Below are 19600 nucleotides of genomic sequence, written 5' to 3' on the forward strand. Positions count from 1 at the left end.
TCAGGCCAGGTGGGCGAACACCTTGCGCGCGGCGGCGATGGTGGCGTCGATCACTTCGTCGCTATGGGCGGCGCTGACGAAACCGGCTTCAAAAGCGGCTGGCGCAAAATAAACACCTTCATCCAGCATTTTATGGAAGAAGACATTGAATTTCTCGCGGTCGCCCGCCATCATTTCCGCATAATTATGCGGTGGGGTAGCGCTGAAATACAGGCCGAACATGCCGCCCTGGGAATCGGCGCAGAAAGTCACACCGGCTTCTTTCGCTGCCGCAGTCAAGCCATCCGCCAGGCGTTTTGCCGTTGCGGTCAATTTCTCGTAAAAGCCCGGCTGCTGAATCAGTTTCAGCGTGGTCATGCCGGCCGCAACCGCAACCGGATTACCCGACAGCGTACCGGCCTGATAAACCGCGCCGACCGGCGACATTTTCGACATCAATTCACGCGAGCCGCCAAATGCCGCTACCGGCAAACCGCCGCCAATCACTTTGCCCAGCGCGGTCAGATCAGGTTTAATGCCGTACAACTCCCGCGCGCCACCGAGGCCAACGCGGAAACCGCACATCACTTCGTCGAAAATCAGGATCGCGCCATATTGCGTGCACAAATCGCGCAGCGCCTGCAGGAATTCCGGCGCCGCTTTAATCAGATTCATATTGCCGGCGACCGGCTCGACAATAACGCAGGCAATATCTTTACCGTAGGCTTCAAATGCCTCGGTAATTTGCGCGATATTGTTGTAATCCAAAACCAGGGTGTGTTTGACGAAATCTTCCGGCACGCCCGCCGAAGTCGGATTGCCGAAGGTCAGCAGGCCGCTGCCCGCTTTCACCAGCAGGGAATCGGCGTGGCCGTGGTAGCAGCCCTCGAACTTCACGATCTTGTCGCGGCCGGTCGCACCGCGCGCCAGGCGCAGGGCGCTCATGGTCGCTTCCGTGCCGGACGACACCAGGCGCACCTGCTCGATTGACGGCACCAGGCGGCAGATCTCTTCCGCCATTTCGATTTCCGCTTCGGTCGGGGCGCCGAAGGACAGACCGCGCGTTGCCGCATCCTGCACCGCTTTTACGACTTCCGGATGCGCGTGGCCGACGATGGCTGGGCCCCAGGAACCGATGTAGTCGATATAACGCTTGCCATCCGCATCCCAGAAGTAGGGGCCGTCCGCCTTGGTGATGAAGCGCGGCGTGCCGCCCACCGAGCGGAAGGCGCGCACCGGCGAATTCACGCCGCCGGGAGTGGTTTTCTGGGCACGTTCAAACAGGATGTCGTTCTTGGAAGTAGTCATGTTTTCAATTTACTTTGAAGAAGCGGTTGGGCACAAAACGGCCCATGCCGTAGCGCTGGGCATGGGCCAGCGCCTGGTAAGTGTATTGTTCAGCGCGCTCGACGGCTTCGACCACAGGCACGTCCTGGGCGACGAAGGCGGCAATCGCAGCCGACAGGGTGCCGCCGGCGCCCACGAAGGGACCTGCCAGGTGCTGCCAGGGCTCGTGGCGCAGTACGCCTTCTGCCCCATACAAAGTATTGGCGCGCTGGCCGTTGGCGATGGGCGTGCCGGTCACCAGCACGAATTCGCAGCCGAGGTCGATCAGGTGCTGGGCGTCGTCGGCCATGGTTTCGCCATTGCCGATGTCGCGCCAGGTTTCGGCCATGCGCACCAGTTCCACATGGGACAGCATCAGCAGGGTCGCCTGCGGCACCAGCAGCTGGCGCAGAATGGTCAGATGTTCTTCGGGATCTTCTTCCTCGCCCAGCGGCGGCAGCTGCGAGCCGAACGGGTCGAGAATCAGCGCTGCGTCGGGATAGTCCGACACCACCTCGGCAATTGCCGACATGTGCTCCATATTGTCCAGCGCACCGATCTTGAAGGCTTGCACCTCGACGTCTTCCAGCACCATGCGCGCCTGGTCGGCTACCCAGTCCGAATCGACGTGCTGCTGGTCTTCAACGCGGGCGCTGTCGCCGATCAGCAACGCGGTGGTCGCAGCCAGGCCGCTGCAGCCCAGTGCGGCAAACACGGCCAGGTCGGCATGCACACCGATCGCTCCGACGGGATCGGCAGCCCCAAAGGTAAGGATAAGAGGAGAAGTTTGGTTTTGCACGGCGGGTAGATTAAGATACCTAATTCGGCATTTTACTTTATAGAAGGTGATTGAACGTGAGCAGCAACGAAACGACCCAGGAATTGAAGAGCTGGATGTGCCTTATTTGCGGCTGGATTTATGACGAGGCCGCCGGCCTGCCGGAAGAAGGTATCCCGCCGGGTACTCGCTGGGCCGACGTGCCGATGAACTGGACCTGCCCGGAATGCGGCGCGCGCAAAGACGACTTTGAAATGGTGGCAATCTAAGTCGTATATTTTCGTCAACTCCGTTAAAACGGCGTCATTACCTGTTAAAAGATAGTTATTTAAGTAACTGTTTCTTTTCAGCATCAGGTCCCGCCACTCCCCTGTGCGCTGTGCTATCGTACCGGAACTATTGGGTGGAACTTTCTCAAATGACGACAACGCCGCAAGCGACTGGTTTAAAAATCATGGTGATCGACGATAGCAGCACTATTCGCCGATCCGCTGAAATTTTCCTGACCCAAGCAGGCTATCAGGTCGTCACGGCCGAAGACGGCTTCGACGCCCTGGCCAAGATCAACGATCACCAGCCGGCCGTCATCTTCTGCGACATCCTGATGCCGCGCCTGGACGGCTATCAGACCTGCGCTCTGATCAAAAAGAGCGCGAAGTTCCACGCCACTCCGGTATTGATGCTTTCCTCCAAAGACGGACTGTTCGACCGCGCCCGCGGCGCCATGGTCGGTTCGTCCGCCTATCTGACCAAACCATTTACGAAAGATAGCCTGCTGGCCGCGGTGCGTGAGCACACTGCCGGCGCAGGCGCATAAATACCATGGCCATTCAACGTATTCTCATCGTCGACGATTCGCCTACCGAACGTTACTACCTGACCGATATTCTGGTCCGCAGCGGCTTTACCGTTTCCACCGCCGAAACCGGCGAAGAGGCGCTGGTCAAGATCAAGGCCGACAAGCCGCAGCTGATCCTGATGGACGTGGTCATGCCCGGTGCGAATGGCTTCCAGGTCACCCGTGCCATCGCGCGCGATCCGGACCTGCAGGACGTACCGGTCATCATCTGCTCCAGCAAGGACCAGGAAACCGACCGTATCTGGGGCCTGCGCCAGGGCGCCAAGGATTACCTGGTGAAGCCGGTGGACGCCGCCGAGCTGCTGGCCAAGATCGCCGCTCTCGGTTAAGCGATGGCCAGCACCGATCAGGATCTACAGCCCGCCGCTGAAGGCGAACGCCGTAACCGGCTGCGCCAGTACCAAGCCGCGCTGCTCGAACGCATGGCCGCGCGTAGCGGCGAGAGTTCGGCCGGCCGCGAGCTGGGCGTACAGGTGGGCGACAGGCGCTGCCTGCTGGACCTCACGCAAGTGGGCGAGATCGTGCCGTGGCAGGCCGTCACCAGCGTGCCCCTGGCGCGCGACTGGTATCTGGGCCTGGCCAATATCCGCGGCAACCTGACCGGAGTCATCGATCTGGCCCGCTACATGGGGGGCCAACCTACTGCGCTCGCTTCGGACAGCCGCGTGGTGACTTTTGCGTCCGGCATGGGCTTCAATTGTGCGCTGCTCGTGGCGCGCGTGCTCGGCCTGCGCCAGCTGTCCGAGATGGAGCCGCAGGCGGAAGCGGAAGGTCCGGACTGGTGCAGCCAGCAATTCCATGACCGCGATGCGCAAGCCTGGACCCGGCTGGACCTGACCCAGCTGGTGCGCGAAGCGCGGTTCCTGCAAGTCGGTTTGTAAAATGCATGCCGCTCACGAGGCGGCACCAATCAAAAAAGCAATCGGGGGAAGGTGTAATGGGATTCAAATTGTTCTCACGCTCCGCCAGCAGCGCTGCGCTCGATACGGCGCAAGACTCGGCGTTTGCCAGTTTCGGTGAAACCACTGTCGGCGGCGACACCGCGGCCGTGGCAGCGCCCGCATCTGCGGCCAATGAAGCCGATGCCGGTTCGCCGCTGCGCCTGCGCGATGCACTGCGCGGCCGCGACGGCCAGGACGGCAGCACTCCCGCTTCCCCTACCACCGCGACCGAAGGCGGCTTCCGCCTGCCCCTGATCGGCCACCTGCCGCCGGCACGCCAGCTGAGCATCCTGTCCACCGCACTGGGCGGCGCGATTCTGGTCAGCGTAGGCCTGGTGGGCTTTAACGCTTATAACTCCGGTGTGGCATCGACCCGTACCCAGATCGCTTCCGACGCGCTGATGCACTCGCAGCGTATCGGCAAGGCGGCGCCGAATGCGGTGCAGGGTAATGCCGAAGCTTTCCGCCAGCTGGAGGAAAGCCGCAATGAAATGAATCACGCACTGAATGTGCTGACCGACGGCGGCCGCTATGCCAACCGCAGTGTGGGTTCGGCGCCTTCGTCCGTGCAGAGCGTGGTGCTGGAAGCGAAGAAGCGCTGGGCCGCTTCGGACAAGGCTTCCGCCACCATTATCAAACACAAGTGGGACTTGAGCGGTCTGGATGAAACGCTGCAGAAGCTGAACGCCATGTCGCCGGAACTGCTGTCGATGACCGAGGACATCACCGCCACCAAGGCCCGCCAGGGCGGCAGCGCGCGTGAGATGGTGGCCCTGGGCCGCCTGTCCATGCTGACCCAGCGTATGAGCCGCAGCGCGAGCGCCTTCCTGACCGAGGGCGGCATCAGCTCGGAAACCGCGTTCCAGCTGGGCCGCGACACCACCGTATTCCGCAACACGCTGGAAGGCCTGGAGAAAGGTAACGAAGCGCTGGGCGTCACTGCGGTGAAGGATGCGGAAACCCGCGAAAAGCTCACGGTGCTGAAGAAGCAGTTCGAGGATTACCAGAAGCTGGTGACTTTCATTCTGGACCGTCTGGAAAAATTCTCCGCTGCGAAGAGCGCGGAACGACTGCTGTTTGCCGAAAACGAGCCACTGCGTAAGAGTCTGGCCGAACTGCAGGTATCCCTGCGTGACGCACAGGACTCGCTGGGCCTGGCCTTCTGGCTGATGGTGGCCGGCGGTGTGCTGACGCTGGTGTTTGCAGCGGCAATCGGCCGCGTGCTGCTGCAGGATTCGCAAGCCCGTAGCCGTTCTTCGGAACGCCGCCGCCAGGAAGCGGAAACCATGCGCGTCAAGGCGCAGCAGCAGGAAGAGGCGGCAAACGCCATGAACGAACAGAATCAGGCCGCAATTCTGCGACTGATGAACGAACTGCAGGAAGTGGCGGACGGTGACTTGACCGTGCAGGCAACCGTGTCCGAAGACATTACCGGCGCCATTGCCGACTCGGTGAACTATACCGTGGAAGAGCTGCGTGGCCTGGTGGGCCGCGTGACGGTAACGGCGGAGCAGGTGACGGCTGCTTCGACCCACGCATCCGGCATTTCCAGCGACCTGCTGACGGCATCGCAGCAGCAGTCGCGCGAGATCGAAGACGCATCGGCCACCGTCATGAAGATGGCGAACGAGATTACCGAGGTGTCCAAATCGGCATCCGAATCGGCGGACGTGGCGCGCCAGTCCGTTACCGCGGCACGCCAGGGCGCAACGGCGGTGCAGAACGCGATCAAGGGTATGGACGAGATCCGCGAGCAGATCCAGGAAACCTCCAAGCGCATCAAGCGGCTGGGCGAATCTTCGCAGGAGATCGGCGAAATTACCGAGCTGATTTCCGACATTACCGAACAAACCAACGTGCTGGCGCTGAATGCGGCGATCCAGGCGGCATCGGCGGGTGAAGCCGGCCGCGGCTTCTCCGTGGTTGCGGAAGAGGTGCAGCGACTGGCGGAACGCTCCGCCGACGCGGCGAAGCAGATCGGCGCGCTGGTGCGCACGATTCAAACTGACACGCACGACGCGGTCGCAGCTATGGAAAAATCTACCCAGGGTGTGGTGGAAGGTGCCAAACTGTCCGACGCGGCAGGTACTGCGCTGGACGATATCTCTCGCGTGTCGAACCGCCTGGCCGAACTGATTGAAGGCATGGCGTATGCAACAGGCATGCAGGCTACGTCGGCTGGTGGCGTGGCAAACAATATTCAGCACATTCTGAAGGTGACGCAGCAAACGCAGGACGGTACCCAGCAGACCGCCCAGTCCGTGCGCAAGCTGCAAGTGCTGGCACAGGAGCTGAAGAACTCCGTGTCGCGATTCCGTATTTCTGCCTGAGGAATAAATGAGCCAAACTGATTTTCCGTTCGCCGCATCGCCACACTTCGACACCGGCCCGCTATCGTGGGTGATGGTGGAAATCCGTGAGGCGCTGGCCCGCTCCCGCACCGCTTTGTTTGAAGCGGGCGGGCGTGACCCGGAAGATCAGTCGACCGCCTTGCAGCACGCCAAATCCCACCTGCACCAGGCGCACGGCGCGCTGCAGATGGTGGACGTCGATGGCGTGGTGCTGCTGACCCAGTTGGCCGAAGTGGTGCTGGACCGTTTCAAGGACGGCTCGCTGAAATGCACGCCCGACCACGCGCAGGTGCTGGCCAATCTGTACCAGGCGCTGGTGGAATTCCTGGAGGAGCTGCTGTCCGGCGCGCCTTTCCAGCCGGTGCGCCTGTTCCCTTATTTCCGCGACGTGCAGGACTTGCTGGGCATCGACCGCGTGCACCCGGCCGACCTGTTCTTCCCCGATCTCACGCACGTGCCCGAACTGCCGGCGCCCTTGCTGGGTGCCGCGCCGACCACCGAGGCGTCGCCCAAAGCTTACACGGCCCTGCGTCAGCGCTTCGAGCGCGCACTGCTTCCGTATCTGAAGGCCGGCGATTCGGCTACGCAATCGATCCAGGCTGCTGCCTTGCAGGCGGCCGTCACCGACGTGGCGGACCTGCAGAGCGAACCGAAAGCGCGCGTTTTCTGGCGCTCGATGCAGGCATTTTCCGAGCTGGTCGTGGGTGGCCAGCTGGAAAGCGGCAAATACGTCAAGCAGCTGTTTGGTCTGATTAATCTGCAACTGCGTCGCCTGTCGCAAGGCGCCCCGGAACAGCCGGATGCGATGCTGCGCGAAGCCCTGTTCTTCATCGCCGGCGCGGACGCAGGCAGCCTGCCGCCATTGGCACGCCAGCTGCGCGCGGCCTATCTGCTGGATGGCATGGTGCCGCACGATTTCGAGCAGCGCCGCTACGGCAAGATCGATCCCGATGCGCTGACTGCGGCGCGCGAAGGCATCGCCCGCGCACGCAGCACCTGGCAGCGCATGGAGCAGTCGGAAGTCAATCCGGATCTGGATGCTGAATTCCGCGATTCGCTGAACGAAGTGGCGCAGGCCAGCGACAAGCTGGGCCTCGAGGCGCTGTCCGGCCTGATGCGCCAGTTGTCGGATACCGCCGCGCGCGTATCGAAGGGCCGCAGCGAAGCGCTGGGCCTTGAAATGGCTACCGCGCTGCTGTTCGCGGAACATGGCATCGACCAGATCCGCCATCTGCCGGATGACTTCAATGTGCATGCCGACACCATTGGCGCCCGCCTGAAGGCAATGGAAGCCGGCGGCGATGCGCCGGAACCGGCGCAATGGCAGGGCAGCCTGGCGCGCCAGATGCACGAGAACGATACCGTTGTCGCGCTGTCGATGGAGCTGAAAGCGGGCCTGCGCCAGATCGAGAAAGTGCTGGACGAGTATTACACCGATCCGTCCAAACGCTCGGAACTGGCATCGCTCGACAAAGTGGTGCATCAGCTGGAAGGCGCGCTGGCCATCCTCGATCAGGACGACGCCACCCGCGCGGCCAAGCATGTCCGCTCTGAAATTCAGAAGCTGGCTGCGGGCCTGGATGATCCGGCCCACGAGCCGCGCCATCTGGACGAAATCGCGCAGAACGTTGGTGCGCTGGGCTTCTTCGTCGATATGCTGGCGCAGAATCCGGAAGGCGCGCGCGAGCGCTTCGCCTTCGACGCGGAGCAGGGCACGTTCCGCGCCGTACCGTTCAAGAAGATTGCCGGGCCCGAGTCGATTCCCGTGCTGGACGAACCGCTGCCGGCGCCGGAACCGGTGCCGGAAGCGGTTGTCGCCGCGCCGCCTGCCGCGTCGGAAGGCGTGTCCGGCGAAGAGGCGGTGGAAGCCGAGCTGCTCGAAATCTTTATCGGCGAGGCGCAGGAAGTGCTGGCCTTCGTCCGCGAGACGTTGGCGCGCCCACGCAGCGAGGCGGGCACGCTGGACAACATGACCATGCTGCGCCGCTCCTTCCACACGCTGAAAGGCAGCGGCCGCATGGTCGGCCTGAATAATTTCGCCGAAGGTGCTTACGGCATCGAGAAGGTGATGAACCTGTGGTTGGCCGAAGAGCGCCCGCTGTCGGACACGCTGTTCGCACTGCTCGACCGCGCGTCGACCGACATGAGCGCATGGGTCGACGAACTGGCCGCCTCCGGCCGCTCCTCCCGTTCCAGCGACGCACTCGTTGCGGCCGCGCTGCGCGTGCAGAACGGCGAGGCGTTCAGCATGGACGAAGCCGCCGCCGCTGCGCCTGCCGCACCGGCGCCCGCCGCCGAAGCGCAGGCATCAAGCAGCGCGCTCACGCTCGCTGACGATGCAGCCGCCAACGCGCCTGCCGTCGACGCCGATGCCGCCGCCAATGTGTCTGTCTTCGACGCCAATCCCGCCGTGGCTCCCGCGGTCCCCGTGGAGCCACTCGCTGAAGCTGCAAACTCCGCTCCCGTCGCTGAAGACGCGGCCACGGCCGCTGCTAGCGCCGACGCAGCCGCTCCCAGCGCTGACGCAGCCGCCGAAGCAGATGCCGTCGCCGAAGCCGCCACCGCCGATGCTGGCGCTGCGGCCGGAGAATTGTCCAACGACGCGTCCGACCTGGTGGCAACTGAAGCCAGCACCGGCGCCGCCGCCGCCGATGCCGAAGACATCTCGCTCGACTTTACCAGCCAGGCAGCGCCGGAAGAGTCCGCGGCCGACGCCCCTGCTGCCGCGCGCCCTCCTGCGCGTAATGGCAACGTCATCGAATTCCCGGCAGCGACTGCGCCAGCCGCGCCGGCGCCGTCGGCCGACGACAACGTCAAGTTTGTGGGCCGCCTGGCGATTCCGCTGCCGCTGTACAACATCTACCTGGCCGAAACCGATGAGCTGGTGCGCAAGCTCACGCGCGATTTCGGCGAGTGGCGCCATGAGCGCCGCGCCGTCAGCCCGGAAGCGCTGAAGGCCTCGCATACGCTGACCGGCACCTCCGCCACGGTCGGCTTCAAGGCCCTGCGCGAGCTGGCCTACGCGCTGGAAACCACGCTGCAGGCGCTGCAAGCGCCGGTGCCGAACCTGGACGACGCCCAGCACGATCTGTTCGACTTCACCATCGAGCGTGTGCGCCAGATGCTGGCCAGCTTCGCTGCTGGCGAAATGCCGCCGGATCAGCCGGAACTGATCACCGCGCTGCAGAAGCTGCGCGACGAACTGTCCCACCCGCCCGCCGACATCGACGCGCGCCTGGACAGCATGTTCGCCGCCACCGAAGCGACGGAAGTCACTGAGGCCGCCGAAACCATCGAAGCCGCCCCTGCACCGCTGCCGGAAGCCGGCCACTTGGAAGAGCGTCTCGACGCGCTGTTCACCGACACCTATCACAGCCTGGTCGCCAATCCGCCAGCAGCACCGGAGCGCAAAGCTCCTGTAGCCAAGCCGGACATGGCCACGCAGGACGAAAGCATTGACGATCTGTTCAGCGCCGCCTTCGACGACGCTTTCGCTCCACCGCTGACCCAGACCGCACCGAAGCACGAAGAACCGCTGCATCTGGTGCCGAGCGCGCCGTCCGAAGAAGCCGAAATTGAAGCCGCCGAATCCGGCGCGCTGGTCGAATCGATTGAAGAACCAATTGCCGCCGCCGAGGCGCACACGGAAGTAGAGGCCGTCGACCCGGTCGCCCTGCACGCGCAGGAAGATGCCGCAGCGGCGGAAGAATCGATGGAAATCGACGCCATCGAAGCGACCGAAGTCGCCTTCGAGGCCAACGAGGCCGAAGCCACGGGCGAAGCAGGTCTGCACGAAGCCGTCAACCTGGACATCGCACCGCCATCGGAAGTGCAGGTACTGCCGATTCCTGCATCCGAGCACCTGCTGGCCGGCAGTGCCGCCAGCTTCACCGATGAACTGGACCCGGACCTGCTGCCAGTCTTCCTGGAAGAGGGCGCCGACCTGCTGCCGCAAGTGGGCGAAGCACTGCGCGCATGGCACAACACGCCGTCCGACTTCAGCCATGCCCACAGCCTGCAGCGCGTGCTACACACGGTGAAGGGCAGCGCGCGTATGGCCGGCGCCATGCGTCTCGGCCAGCACGCACACGAAATCGAAACGCACATCGAAAACATGGTGCACGCGAACAGCGCGACGCCGCATGCCTTCGATGAACTGCTGGCGCACTACGACCACGCGCTGCTGCTGTTCGAGCAACTGCAGAACCCGGCAGCCTATCAACAAGCCGTGCAAGCCGCGCAAGCCGCACCGCTGGCATCTGCCGCCGCGGAAGATTCCGGCGTGCTCGCCGATGGCGCCGCCGCGACGCCATCCGGCGCACCGGCCGCAGGCTCCGCAGCCGCAGCCGGACAAGCCGCCGCACCGCGTGCTCCGCTGCCGGCGCCTGTGCAGCGCGGCGAAGAGGCCGAAGCCGGTGGTTCGAAGTCGCCGCTGGTCCGCGTCCGCGCCGACATTCTCGACCGCCTGGTGAACCAGGCCGGTGAAGTCTCCATCGCCCGCTCGCGCCTGGAGAACGAAGTCAACACCCTGCGTACCTCGCTGTCCGACTTCCAGGAAAACCTGGCGCGCCTGCGCCGCCAGCTGCGCGAAGTGGAAATGCAGGCCGAATCGCAGATCGCCTCGCGCATGTCGATTGCCGGCGAGCGTGAATTCGACCCGCTGGAATTCGACCGCTTCACCCGCCTGCAGGAACTGACCCGCATGATGGCGGAGAGCGTGAACGACGTGGCGTCCTTCCACGAAGGCCTGATGCGCTCCGTGGATACCGCCAACGGCGACCTCAATCAGCAAGCGCGTATGACGCGCGACCTGCAGCAGGACCTGATGCGCGTACGCATGGTGCCGTTTGCCAGCATCTCCGAGCGTCTGTTCCGCGTCGCGCGCCAGAGCGCGAAGGAAGTGGACAAGCGCGTCAACCTGGACATCCGCGGCAGTGCCGTCGAAATGGACCGCAGTGTGCTGGAACGCATGGCCGCACCATTCGAACACCTGCTGCGTAACGCTATCGTGCACGGTGTCGAGCCGCGCGCCAAGCGCGGCGCCAATGGCAAGGCCGAAACGGGCGAGCTGCTGGTGCAGGTCAGCCAGCAGGGCAACGAAGTGGTGCTCGAATTCAGCGACGACGGCGCAGGTCTGGACCTGGACCGCATTCGCGCAAAAGCCCGCAGCGTAGGCCTGCTGGCCGACAACGAAGATGTGAGCGATGCCGAAGCGGTGAAACTGATCTTCCAGCCTGGCTTCTCCACTGCGGACACGCTGACCGAACTGGCTGGCCGTGGCGTCGGTATGGATGTGGTGCAGTCGGAAGCCCAGTCGCTGGGTGGCCGCGTTGAAACCTTCTCCGAACTGGGCAAAGGCACGCGCTTCACGATTCGCCTGCCGCTGACGCTGGCCGTCACGCAAGTGGTGCTGGTGTCCGCCGGCGGCCGCACGCATGCGCTGCCTGCGCAGATGGTGGAACAAGTGCTGCAGCTGAAAGAAGCCGCGCTGCAGGATGCCACGGCCAAGGGCGCGGTGGTGCTGCATGGTCAGCACGTCGGCCTGCGTTATCTGCCAGGCCTGCTGGGCGATCATGCCGCGCAGCCGGTGCAGCAGCGTTCTTCGCCGGTGCTGATGCTGCACAGCGGTGGCGGACGCATAGCGGTGCACGTCGACGAAATCGTGGGCAACCGCGAGGTCGTTATCAAGAACATCGGCCCGCAGCTGTCGCGCATGGCCGGTATTGCCGGCGCGACGGTGCTCGGTTCCGGCGAGATTGTGCTGATCCTGAATCCGGTCGCTTTGCAGCAGCATATCGACGAGAATCCGGAACTGACTGCAATGATGAAGCCGGCAGCTAAGGCCGCACCCGTGGCGGCTGCACCGCAAGCCGCGACGGCAACCATCATGGTGGTGGACGATTCGCTGACCGTGCGCAAAGTGACCCAGCGTCTGCTGGAGCGCGAAGGCTATCGCGTCATGCTGGCGAAAGACGGTGTGGATGCGCTGGAGCAGATGCAGGACCACCACCCGGACCTGATGCTGGTCGATATCGAGATGCCGCGCATGGACGGTTTCGATCTCACGCGCAATGTGCGTGGCGACGACCGCAGCAAGAACATCCCGATCATCATGATCACTTCGCGTACTGCGGACAAGCACCGCAACTACGCCATGCAGCTGGGCGTGAATGCCTACTTCGGCAAGCCGTTCCAGGATACCATCCTGCTCGGCGCCATTGCCGGCCTGCTGCCTACCGGTTCTTGACCACTTCGTAGCGCGCGAGCGTGAGCTTGCGCGCTGCGTCGTGCTGCACGATCGGCTGCGGGTAGTCGAGTCCACGAATATTCCACGGCGCGTGGATCTCTTTGGGCGACAAGTCCCTCAGCTGAGGCAGGTAGTGCTTGATGAATTCACCCTCGCGGTCGAATTTCTCCGATTGCGTAATCGGGTTGAAGATGCGGAAGTAGGGCTGCGCATCGCAACCGCTTGACGCCGCCCACTGCCAGCCGCCGTTATTGGACGACAGCTCGAAGTCGTTCAGCTTCCCGGCGAAATATGCCTCCCCACGCCGCCAGTCGATGCCCAGGTCTTTCACCAGGAAGCTGGCGGTGACCATGCGCAAGCGGTTGTGCATATAGCCGGTGGTATTAATCTGCACCATGGCGGCATCCACCAGCGGATAGCCGGTGCGGCCCTCGCACCATGCGGCGAAGGCTTCGTCGGCATCCGGCCCCGTTTCCCATTCGATGGCGTCATAGGCAGGTTTAAACGCGCTCTGCGCAACGTGCGGGTGGTGGTAGAGGATCATCATGTAGAACTCGCGCCAGATCAGCTCCGACAGCCATACCGCGCCGCCTTCGCCAGCCTGGCCGCGCATCAACAGCTCGCGTACCGTGCGCACCAGGTGGCGGATTGAGACGGTGCCGAAGCGCAGGTGTACGGACAGCCACGAGCAGCCATTCACGGCCGGGAAATCGCGCGCCGTGCCGTAGTCGGCCACGCGCTTGATGAAGTCTTCAAACAGCTGCGCGCCGCCGGACATGCCGGACGGGATGAACATTTCGTTGCGCTCGAATCCCAGCGAGGCCAGGGTGGGCATGGTGCCGCGATGGGACGCGAACTTGCCGCGCGGTGCGGCGGCCGATTCGCCTGGCGCGGTGGCAGGCGCGGACGAGCCAGCCGCCACGCCCCAAGGCGCGAGCACGGACGGATCGGCGTCCAGCTTCTTCAGCCAGGCGTTCTTGTACGGCGTGAACACCGAGAACGGTTTGCCGGACTGCGACAGCACTTCATCGCGTTCGAAGACCACCTGGTCCTTGAAAGTGCGCAGCTGGCGGCCATCGGTGGCCAGGGCGCCGGCGACGGCGCTGTCGCGCGCGATGGCAGCGGGTTCGTAATCCTGATTCGCGAACACGGCGTCCACGCCGAGCTCAGCAGCCAGTGCCGGTAGCTCAGCCGTAGCGTCGCCGTGGTGCACGATCAAATGGCCACCGGCGTCGTGCAGCTCGGCAGACAATTCTTTCAGGCAATCGTAGATAAACGTTACGCGGCGGTCATCGCGCGGCAGCGGATCGAGAATCGCGGTATCGAAAACGAAGCAGCAATACACGCGGTCGGCGGCCAGCAGGGCCTGATGCAGGGCGGCGTGGTCAAAAAGCCGCAGGTCGCGGCGGAACCATACAAGAGCGGATTTCATGGGCGGGAGTCAATTTAGGACCTGCTTTGAATGGCTGGATCGTCAATTCATAGTAAACTGTCGATATATCCCTGAGTTGCGACGCGGATATTACAGTAAAGAATGCAAAACAGCCCTGCATAGAGAGCAACTTATGAAAAAGAGCAAAGTCAGCAAGAGCCTGCCTGTGCCTGGTCTGTTACCGGAAACTAGCGAACTGAAGGAGCTACTGGTGCCGATCACCGCCCCTACGCTCAACCTGGCAAATCATTTCCTGATTGCCATGCCGTCCATGGAAGACCCGATTTTCGGCGGCACGGTAGTGTATGTTTGCGAGCACAATGAAAACGGCGTGCTGGGTGTCGTTATCAATAAACCCACCGATATGACCATGGAAGTGCTGTTCGACCGCATCGACCTCGAAGTGAGTTCAGCCGCCGACCGCCACATGGAAGCCGAGCCTATCATGTTCGGCGGCCCGGTGCAGGACGACCGTGGTTTCGTGCTGCACACGCCTGGCGCGCGGTATTCATCCTCACTGACGGTGACCAATGACGTGGCCTTCACCACTTCGATCGACGTGCTGGAAGCTGTCGCCAAGGGCCGTGGCCCCGAGCGCATGCTGGTGTCGATTGGCTATTCGGGCTGGAGCCCGGGCCAGCTGGAAGATGAAATCAGCCGCAATGGCTGGCTGACCGTGGCGGCCGACCCGCGCATCCTGTTTGACCTGCCGATTGAAGAACGCTATTCGGCAGCCATGAAATTGCTGGGCATCGATCCGATGATGCTCACCTCTGAAGCGGGCCATGCATAGTCCTGAAACTGTTTTTGGCTTCGACTTCGGCATCAAACGCATCGGCGTCGCAATGGGCAATACAATGATCGGCCAGGCTTCCCCCCTGGCCGTCATTCAATCGGTGGGCAATGATGCGCGCTTCGCGGACATCAAAGCCCTGATCGACAAATGGGGACCGGCCCGCTTCATCGTCGGCATTCCCTACCACCCCGACGGGGCGGAACACGAAATGACAGCGCGCTGCCGCCGCTTCGCCAATCAGCTGAACGGCCGCTTCAATATTCCGGTAGTGCTGGTCGATGAACGCTACTCCTCCGCGATGATTTCCGCGAAACGTGGCGAAGTGATCGACGACCGCGCCGCCGCCATCATCCTGCAACAATACTTTGACGAATATGTCCCACACTGACCCCAACCAACTGGACGCGGAAGCCCTCTACGCCAGCCTGCTCGAACAGGTGAAGGCGGGGCTGGCGAACGCGCACGAGCCGGCGATTGTCGGCATTCACTCCGGCGGCGCCTGGATCGCCGAGCGCCTGGCAAAAGACCTCGGCCTGGAAGCGCGCTGCGGCGTGCTGGATGTGTCCTTCTACCGCGACGACTACGCGAACAAGGGCCTGCCGACTGACGTGAAGCCGACCGACATCAAGTTCGAAGTGGCCGGCGCCACCATCCTGCTGGTGGACGATGTGCTCTACACCGGCCGCACCACGCGGGCCGCCATCAACGAACTGTTCGACTATGGCCGTCCGGCGCGCATCATGCTGGCCGCACTGGTAGACCGCGGCGAACGGCAGCTGCCGGTTGCCGCCGATTTTGTGGCCGCGCACACCCGCTGCGCGCCCGGTACTGCGCTGCGCCTGAAGCAGGCCGGCGAGGACCGACGATTTACCCTGACTATCGAATGACACCATGCTCAATCCGCAACTGAACAAACACGGTGAACTCCAGCATTTGCTGACGACCGAAGGCCTACCCAAGGCCATCATCAACCAGATTCTGGATACCGCATCCTCCTTCGTGTCCGTGTCCGACCGCGAAGTGAAGAAAGTCCCCCTGATGCGCGGCAAGAGCGTGTTCAATCTGTTCTTCGAGAACTCGACCCGCACCCGCACCACCTTCGAAATCGCTTCCAAACGCCTGTCGGCGGACGTGATCAACCTGAACATCCAGGCTTCCTCGGCCAGCAAGGGCGAATCGCTGCTGGACACCATCGACAACCTGGCCGCCATGCATGCGGATATGTTCGTGGTGCGCCACTCGCAATCGGGCGCGCCTTACCTGATCGCCAAGCACCTGCAGGACACCAAGCAGAACCACGTGCACGTGGTGAACGCGGGCGATGGCCGCCACGCGCACCCGACGCAGGGCCTGCTGGACATGTACACCATCCGCCACTACAAGAAGGCCTTCAGCAACCTGACCGTGGCGATCGTGGGCGACATCCTGCACAGCCGCGTGGCCCGTTCCGACATCCACGCACTGACCACGCTGGGCGTGCCTGAAATCCGCGCCATCGGACCGCAAACCCTGCTGCCGGGCGGCCTGGAGCAGCTGGGCGTACGCACTTTCACCAATATGGATGAAGGCCTGAAAGGCGTGGACGTGATTATCATGCTGCGCCTGCAGAACGAGCGCATGAACGGCGCGCTGCTGCCGTCCTCCGGCGAATACTTCAAGGCTTACGGCCTGACGCCGGAACGCCTGGCGCTGGCCAAGCCGGACGCCATCGTGATGCACCCTGGCCCGATGAACCGCGGCGTGGAAATCGACTCCGCCGTGGCCGATGGCCCGCAAGCGGTGATCCTGTCCCAGGTCACCTTCGGTATCGCCGTTCGCATGGCGGTGATGAGCATCGTCGCAGGCACTCAGGCATAAGAAGCATGAACATCCATATCAAGAACGGCCGACTGATCGATCCGGCCAACAAGATCGACGCACAGCAAGACCTCTTCATCGTGGACGGCAAGATCGCTGCCGTGGGCGCCGCACCGGCCGGCTTCAGCGCCGACCGCACCATTGACGCCAGCGGCAAGGTTGTCGCGCCGGGCCTGGTGGACTTGTCCGCCCGCCTGCGCGAACCAGGCTTTGAATACAAGGCCACGCTGAAATCCGAAATGCAGGCGGCAGTGCAGGGCGGCGTGACCTCCCTGGTCTGCCCGCCGGACACCGATCCCGTGCTCGACGAACCGGGCCTGGTCGAAATGCTGAAGCACCGCGCCAAAGGCCTGAACCAGGCAAACGTGCATCCGCTGGGCGCACTGACCATGGGCCTGAAGGGCGAGGCGCTGACCGAAATGGCCGAGCTGACCGAAGCGGGCTGCATCGGCTTCTCGCAGGCCGAAGAGCCGGTCACCGACACCACCGTGCTGCTGCGCGCCATGCAATATGCGAAGACTTTCGGCTACACCGTGTGGCTGCGTCCTCAGGATGCCTACATCGGCCGCGGCGGCGTGGCGCACAGCGGTCCTCTCGCTTCGCGCCTGGGCCTGTCCGGCGTGCCGGTGATGGCCGAAACGATCGCCCTGCACACCATCTTCGAACTGATGCGCGCTTCGGGCGCCCGCGTGCACCTGTGCCGCCTGTCGTCCGCCGCCGGCATCGACCTGGTGCGTGCAGCCAAGGCGGAAGGTTTGCCGCTGACTTGCGACGTGGGCGTGCATCACGTGCACCTGACCGATGCCGACATCAACTTCTTCGATTCGAACGCGCGCGTCGATCCCCCGTTCCGCAGCCAGCGCGACCGCGATGCGATCCGCGCCGGCCTGCTGGATGGCACCATCGATGCGATGTGCTCCGATCACACGCCGGTCGATGACGACGAAAAGCTGCTGCCGTTCGGCGAAGCGTCGCCGGGCGCCACCGGCCTGGAACTGCTGCTGTCGCTGGCCGTGAAGTGGGCCGACGATTACGCTGCCCAGCATGCGGGCGAGTCGCCGCTGCAGCGCGCCATCGCGCGCGTGACGTCCGAGCCTGCCCGCGTGGCCGGCTTGGCTGCGGGCCAGCTGGGCGTTGGCAGTACCGCCGATGTGGTGGTCTTCGATCCGGCTGCGCGCTGGGTCGTGGAACCTGCCGCGCTGGCCAGCCAGGGCAAGCACACACCGTTGCTCGGCTACGAACTGGCCGGCCAGGTGCAGGCAACCATCGTCGCAGGACATGTCGCTTATGAACGCAACGCCCGCTAAAAAGCCGCTGGATCTGGTCCAGGTGCTGCGCATGGTGCGCCTGGTGCTGCATATGCTGGAAGGGATGGCCACCTGCGCCTTCATCTTCCCCTGGATCAGCGCCGACTCGCGCAATGCGCACATCCGCCGCTGGTCGCGGCAGCTGCTCTCGATGTGTAACGTCACCGTGCAGATGACCCATGGCAGCGCGGTGCCGCTGAAGCAGGGCATGATCGTGGCCAATCACATTTCGTGGCTGGACATTTTCGTCATCAACGCCCTGTATCCATGCCGCTTCGTGGCCAAGTCGGAAATCCGCTCCTGGCCGCTGGCGGGCTGGCTGGTGGAGAAAGCCGGCACCGTGTTCATCGAACGCGGCAACCGCCGCGAACTGCGCCATGTGTTCAAAGGCCTGGTGACGGCGCTGCACAGTGGCCAGCGCGTGGCCTTCTTCCCGGAAGGGACCACGGCGGCGCAAGGCAATATCCTGCCGTTCCACGCCAATCTGTTTGAAGCCGCGGTGGATGCGAAGGTGCAGGTGCAGCCGTTTGCCTTGTCCTACCAGGACGACAAAGGCCGCCATCATCCATCCGTCGACTTCATCGGCGAAATGACGTTTGTGGAAAGCGTGCTGGAAATCCTGCGCGGCAAACCAGTGCGCGCGCGCCTGACCTGCCTGGAACCGATGGAGGGCGAGGGCGCTCATCGCCGCGAACTGGCGCAAGCCGCGCACGATGCGATCGGCATCGCGCTCGGTATCCTGCTCGACCCGGATGCCGATGCGCCGGCGGAGCCGCCGGCTGGCGGTGAAGTGATCCTGTCCGCCGAGGGGGATGCGGAGCACGGCGACGCGGCGCAGCCGTCGCCGCGCGGCGCTTAAGCCTTACCTTTGCCTTTGGCTGCCCGGTACTCCGGGCATTCGACCTGCAGTAGCGAGCGGTCATCCAGGCAGACTGCGGACAGCTGGCCGCCCCACACGCAGCCGCTGTCCAGCGCGATCCACTGCGGTGTGATGCGCAGCCCCAGGGCCGACCAGTGGCCGAACACCACCGTGGTGTCCGTAGTGCAGCGGCCCGGTACTTCGAACCAGGGCATGAGGCCTGTCGAAGCATCGACGCGGGCCGACTCTTTCATCTTGAAGTCCATCACGCCATCGGCGGTGCAGAAGCGCATGCGCGTCAGCGCGTTGACGATGCAGCGCAGGCGCGCGGTGCCGGTCAGCGCATCGTCCCAGCGGTCCGGCTGATTGCCGTACATATCGCGCAGGAAGTCCACCCATTCATCGTGGCGCAGCGCGCTTTCCACTTCGCCCGCCAGTTCCATGGTTTTCTGTGCCGTCMATTGCGGCAGTACGCCGCCGTGTACCAGCAGATGTCCCTTGGCCATGATCGCCATGGGACGCATGCGCAGCCAGTGCAGCAGGGCTTCGCGGTCGGCGGCGGCGAGAATATGCTCGATCGTGTCGGAACTCGACTCCGGACGGATGCCGTTGGCCACCGCCAGCAAATGCAAGTCATGATTGCCCAGCACCGCATCGATGCGGCCGCCGCTGCCCTGGGCCAGGGCCTGCACATACCGCAGTGTGGAAAGCGAATCCGGGCCGCGATTGATCAAATCGCCGCAAAACAGCAGGGAAGGGGGCTCGCGGCCCGCTTCCTGCTCATGTTCGAGAATGCGTTCAACCAGGGCCACGGTCTCGCCGTGGCATCCCTGCAGGTCACCGATCACATAAGTATTCATTATCACCT

Annotated in this window: 16 protein-coding genes; 12 read left to right on the forward strand and 4 right to left on the reverse strand. The window is 63.6% G+C overall.

Annotated features, from left to right (window positions below; all coding sequences use genetic code 11):
- Together hemL and thiD are read right to left on the reverse strand one after the other, a co-directional pair.
- Entirely contained in the window at positions 1-1287 is a 1287-nt protein-coding gene (gene hemL / locus AB4Z19_RS19775; RefSeq protein WP_442035838.1) for a glutamate-1-semialdehyde 2,1-aminomutase, read from the reverse strand.
- Positions 1288-1291: 4 nt separating this feature from the next.
- Positions 1292-2104 (reverse strand): bifunctional hydroxymethylpyrimidine kinase/phosphomethylpyrimidine kinase, encoded by an 813-nt coding sequence (gene thiD / locus AB4Z19_RS19780; protein WP_442025532.1) that lies wholly within the window; start codon positions 2102-2104, stop codon positions 1292-1294.
- A gap of 95 nt (positions 2105-2199) precedes the next feature.
- Between thiD and AB4Z19_RS19785 the strand changes: the two genes are divergently transcribed.
- From AB4Z19_RS19785 to AB4Z19_RS19810, 6 genes are all read left to right on the forward strand, one after another.
- Positions 2200-2352 (forward strand): rubredoxin, encoded by a 153-nt coding sequence (locus AB4Z19_RS19785; protein ID WP_442025537.1) that lies wholly within the window; start codon positions 2200-2202, stop codon positions 2350-2352.
- Positions 2353-2501: 149 nt separating this feature from the next.
- Positions 2502-2900: a response regulator gene (locus AB4Z19_RS19790; RefSeq protein WP_442025538.1), complete on the forward strand. Its 399-nt coding sequence runs from the start codon at positions 2502-2504 to the stop codon at positions 2898-2900.
- A 5-nt stretch (positions 2901-2905) separates the two neighbouring features.
- Positions 2906-3271, forward strand: a complete 366-nt coding sequence (locus AB4Z19_RS19795) for a response regulator transcription factor (RefSeq protein WP_442025533.1) — start codon at positions 2906-2908, stop codon at positions 3269-3271.
- 3 nt (positions 3272-3274) lie between these two features.
- The gene (locus AB4Z19_RS19800) at positions 3275-3823 is read left to right on the forward strand and encodes a chemotaxis protein CheW (protein WP_442025534.1); all 549 of its coding nucleotides are present in this window, start codon (positions 3275-3277) and stop codon (positions 3821-3823) included.
- Between the two features lie 56 nt (positions 3824-3879).
- Complete coding sequence (locus AB4Z19_RS19805; protein ID WP_442035839.1) at positions 3880-6213, forward strand: methyl-accepting chemotaxis protein; 2334 nt, start codon at positions 3880-3882, stop codon at positions 6211-6213.
- Positions 6214-6220: 7 nt separating this feature from the next.
- The gene (locus AB4Z19_RS19810) at positions 6221-12481 is read left to right on the forward strand and encodes an Hpt domain-containing protein (RefSeq protein WP_442035840.1); all 6261 of its coding nucleotides are present in this window, start codon (positions 6221-6223) and stop codon (positions 12479-12481) included.
- Here AB4Z19_RS19810 and AB4Z19_RS19815 read toward each other — a convergent pair.
- A complete protein-coding gene (locus tag AB4Z19_RS19815) occupies positions 12468-13913 on the reverse strand; it encodes a cryptochrome/photolyase family protein (protein WP_442024595.1) in 1446 nt (481 codons plus the stop codon). The two genes, AB4Z19_RS19810 and AB4Z19_RS19815, sit on opposite strands and share 14 nt — an antisense overlap.
- 133 nt (positions 13914-14046) lie before the next feature.
- On the opposite strand from AB4Z19_RS19815, the gene AB4Z19_RS19820 reads away from it, so the two are divergent.
- From AB4Z19_RS19820 to AB4Z19_RS19845, 6 genes are read left to right on the forward strand one after another with little or no spacing between them, the layout of a single operon-like run.
- Complete coding sequence (locus AB4Z19_RS19820; RefSeq protein ID WP_442024593.1) at positions 14047-14706, forward strand: YqgE/AlgH family protein; 660 nt, start codon at positions 14047-14049, stop codon at positions 14704-14706.
- The gene (gene ruvX, locus AB4Z19_RS19825) at positions 14699-15097 is read left to right on the forward strand and encodes a Holliday junction resolvase RuvX (protein ID WP_442024591.1); all 399 of its coding nucleotides are present in this window, start codon (positions 14699-14701) and stop codon (positions 15095-15097) included. Before AB4Z19_RS19820 ends, ruvX begins: the two co-directional genes overlap by 8 nt.
- Positions 15084-15596, forward strand: coding sequence for a bifunctional pyr operon transcriptional regulator/uracil phosphoribosyltransferase PyrR (gene pyrR, locus AB4Z19_RS19830; RefSeq protein ID WP_442024589.1), 513 nt, complete (start codon positions 15084-15086; stop codon positions 15594-15596). The genes ruvX and pyrR overlap by 14 nt, the downstream gene beginning before the upstream one ends.
- Positions 15597-15600: 4 nt before the next feature.
- Positions 15601-16566, forward strand: a complete 966-nt coding sequence (locus AB4Z19_RS19835; RefSeq protein WP_442024587.1) for an aspartate carbamoyltransferase catalytic subunit — start codon at positions 15601-15603, stop codon at positions 16564-16566.
- A gap of 5 nt (positions 16567-16571) precedes the next feature.
- Positions 16572-17873 carry a dihydroorotase gene (locus AB4Z19_RS19840; protein ID WP_442035841.1) on the forward strand — a complete coding sequence of 434 codons (1302 nt, stop codon included), beginning with the start codon at positions 16572-16574 and terminating at the stop codon, positions 17871-17873.
- Positions 17854-18732 (forward strand): lysophospholipid acyltransferase family protein, encoded by an 879-nt coding sequence (locus AB4Z19_RS19845; protein WP_442024583.1) that lies wholly within the window; start codon positions 17854-17856, stop codon positions 18730-18732. The genes AB4Z19_RS19840 and AB4Z19_RS19845 overlap by 20 nt, the downstream gene beginning before the upstream one ends.
- Here AB4Z19_RS19845 and AB4Z19_RS19850 read toward each other — a convergent pair.
- Complete coding sequence (locus tag AB4Z19_RS19850) at positions 18729-19592, reverse strand: symmetrical bis(5'-nucleosyl)-tetraphosphatase (RefSeq protein WP_442035842.1); 864 nt, start codon at positions 19590-19592, stop codon at positions 18729-18731. The genes AB4Z19_RS19845 and AB4Z19_RS19850 overlap by 4 nt on opposite strands.
- Between the last annotated feature and the right edge of the window lie 8 nt (positions 19593-19600).

The organism is Pseudoduganella sp. RAF19 (assembly GCF_052114165.1).
Classification (GTDB): domain Bacteria; phylum Pseudomonadota; class Gammaproteobacteria; order Burkholderiales; family Burkholderiaceae_D; genus Rugamonas.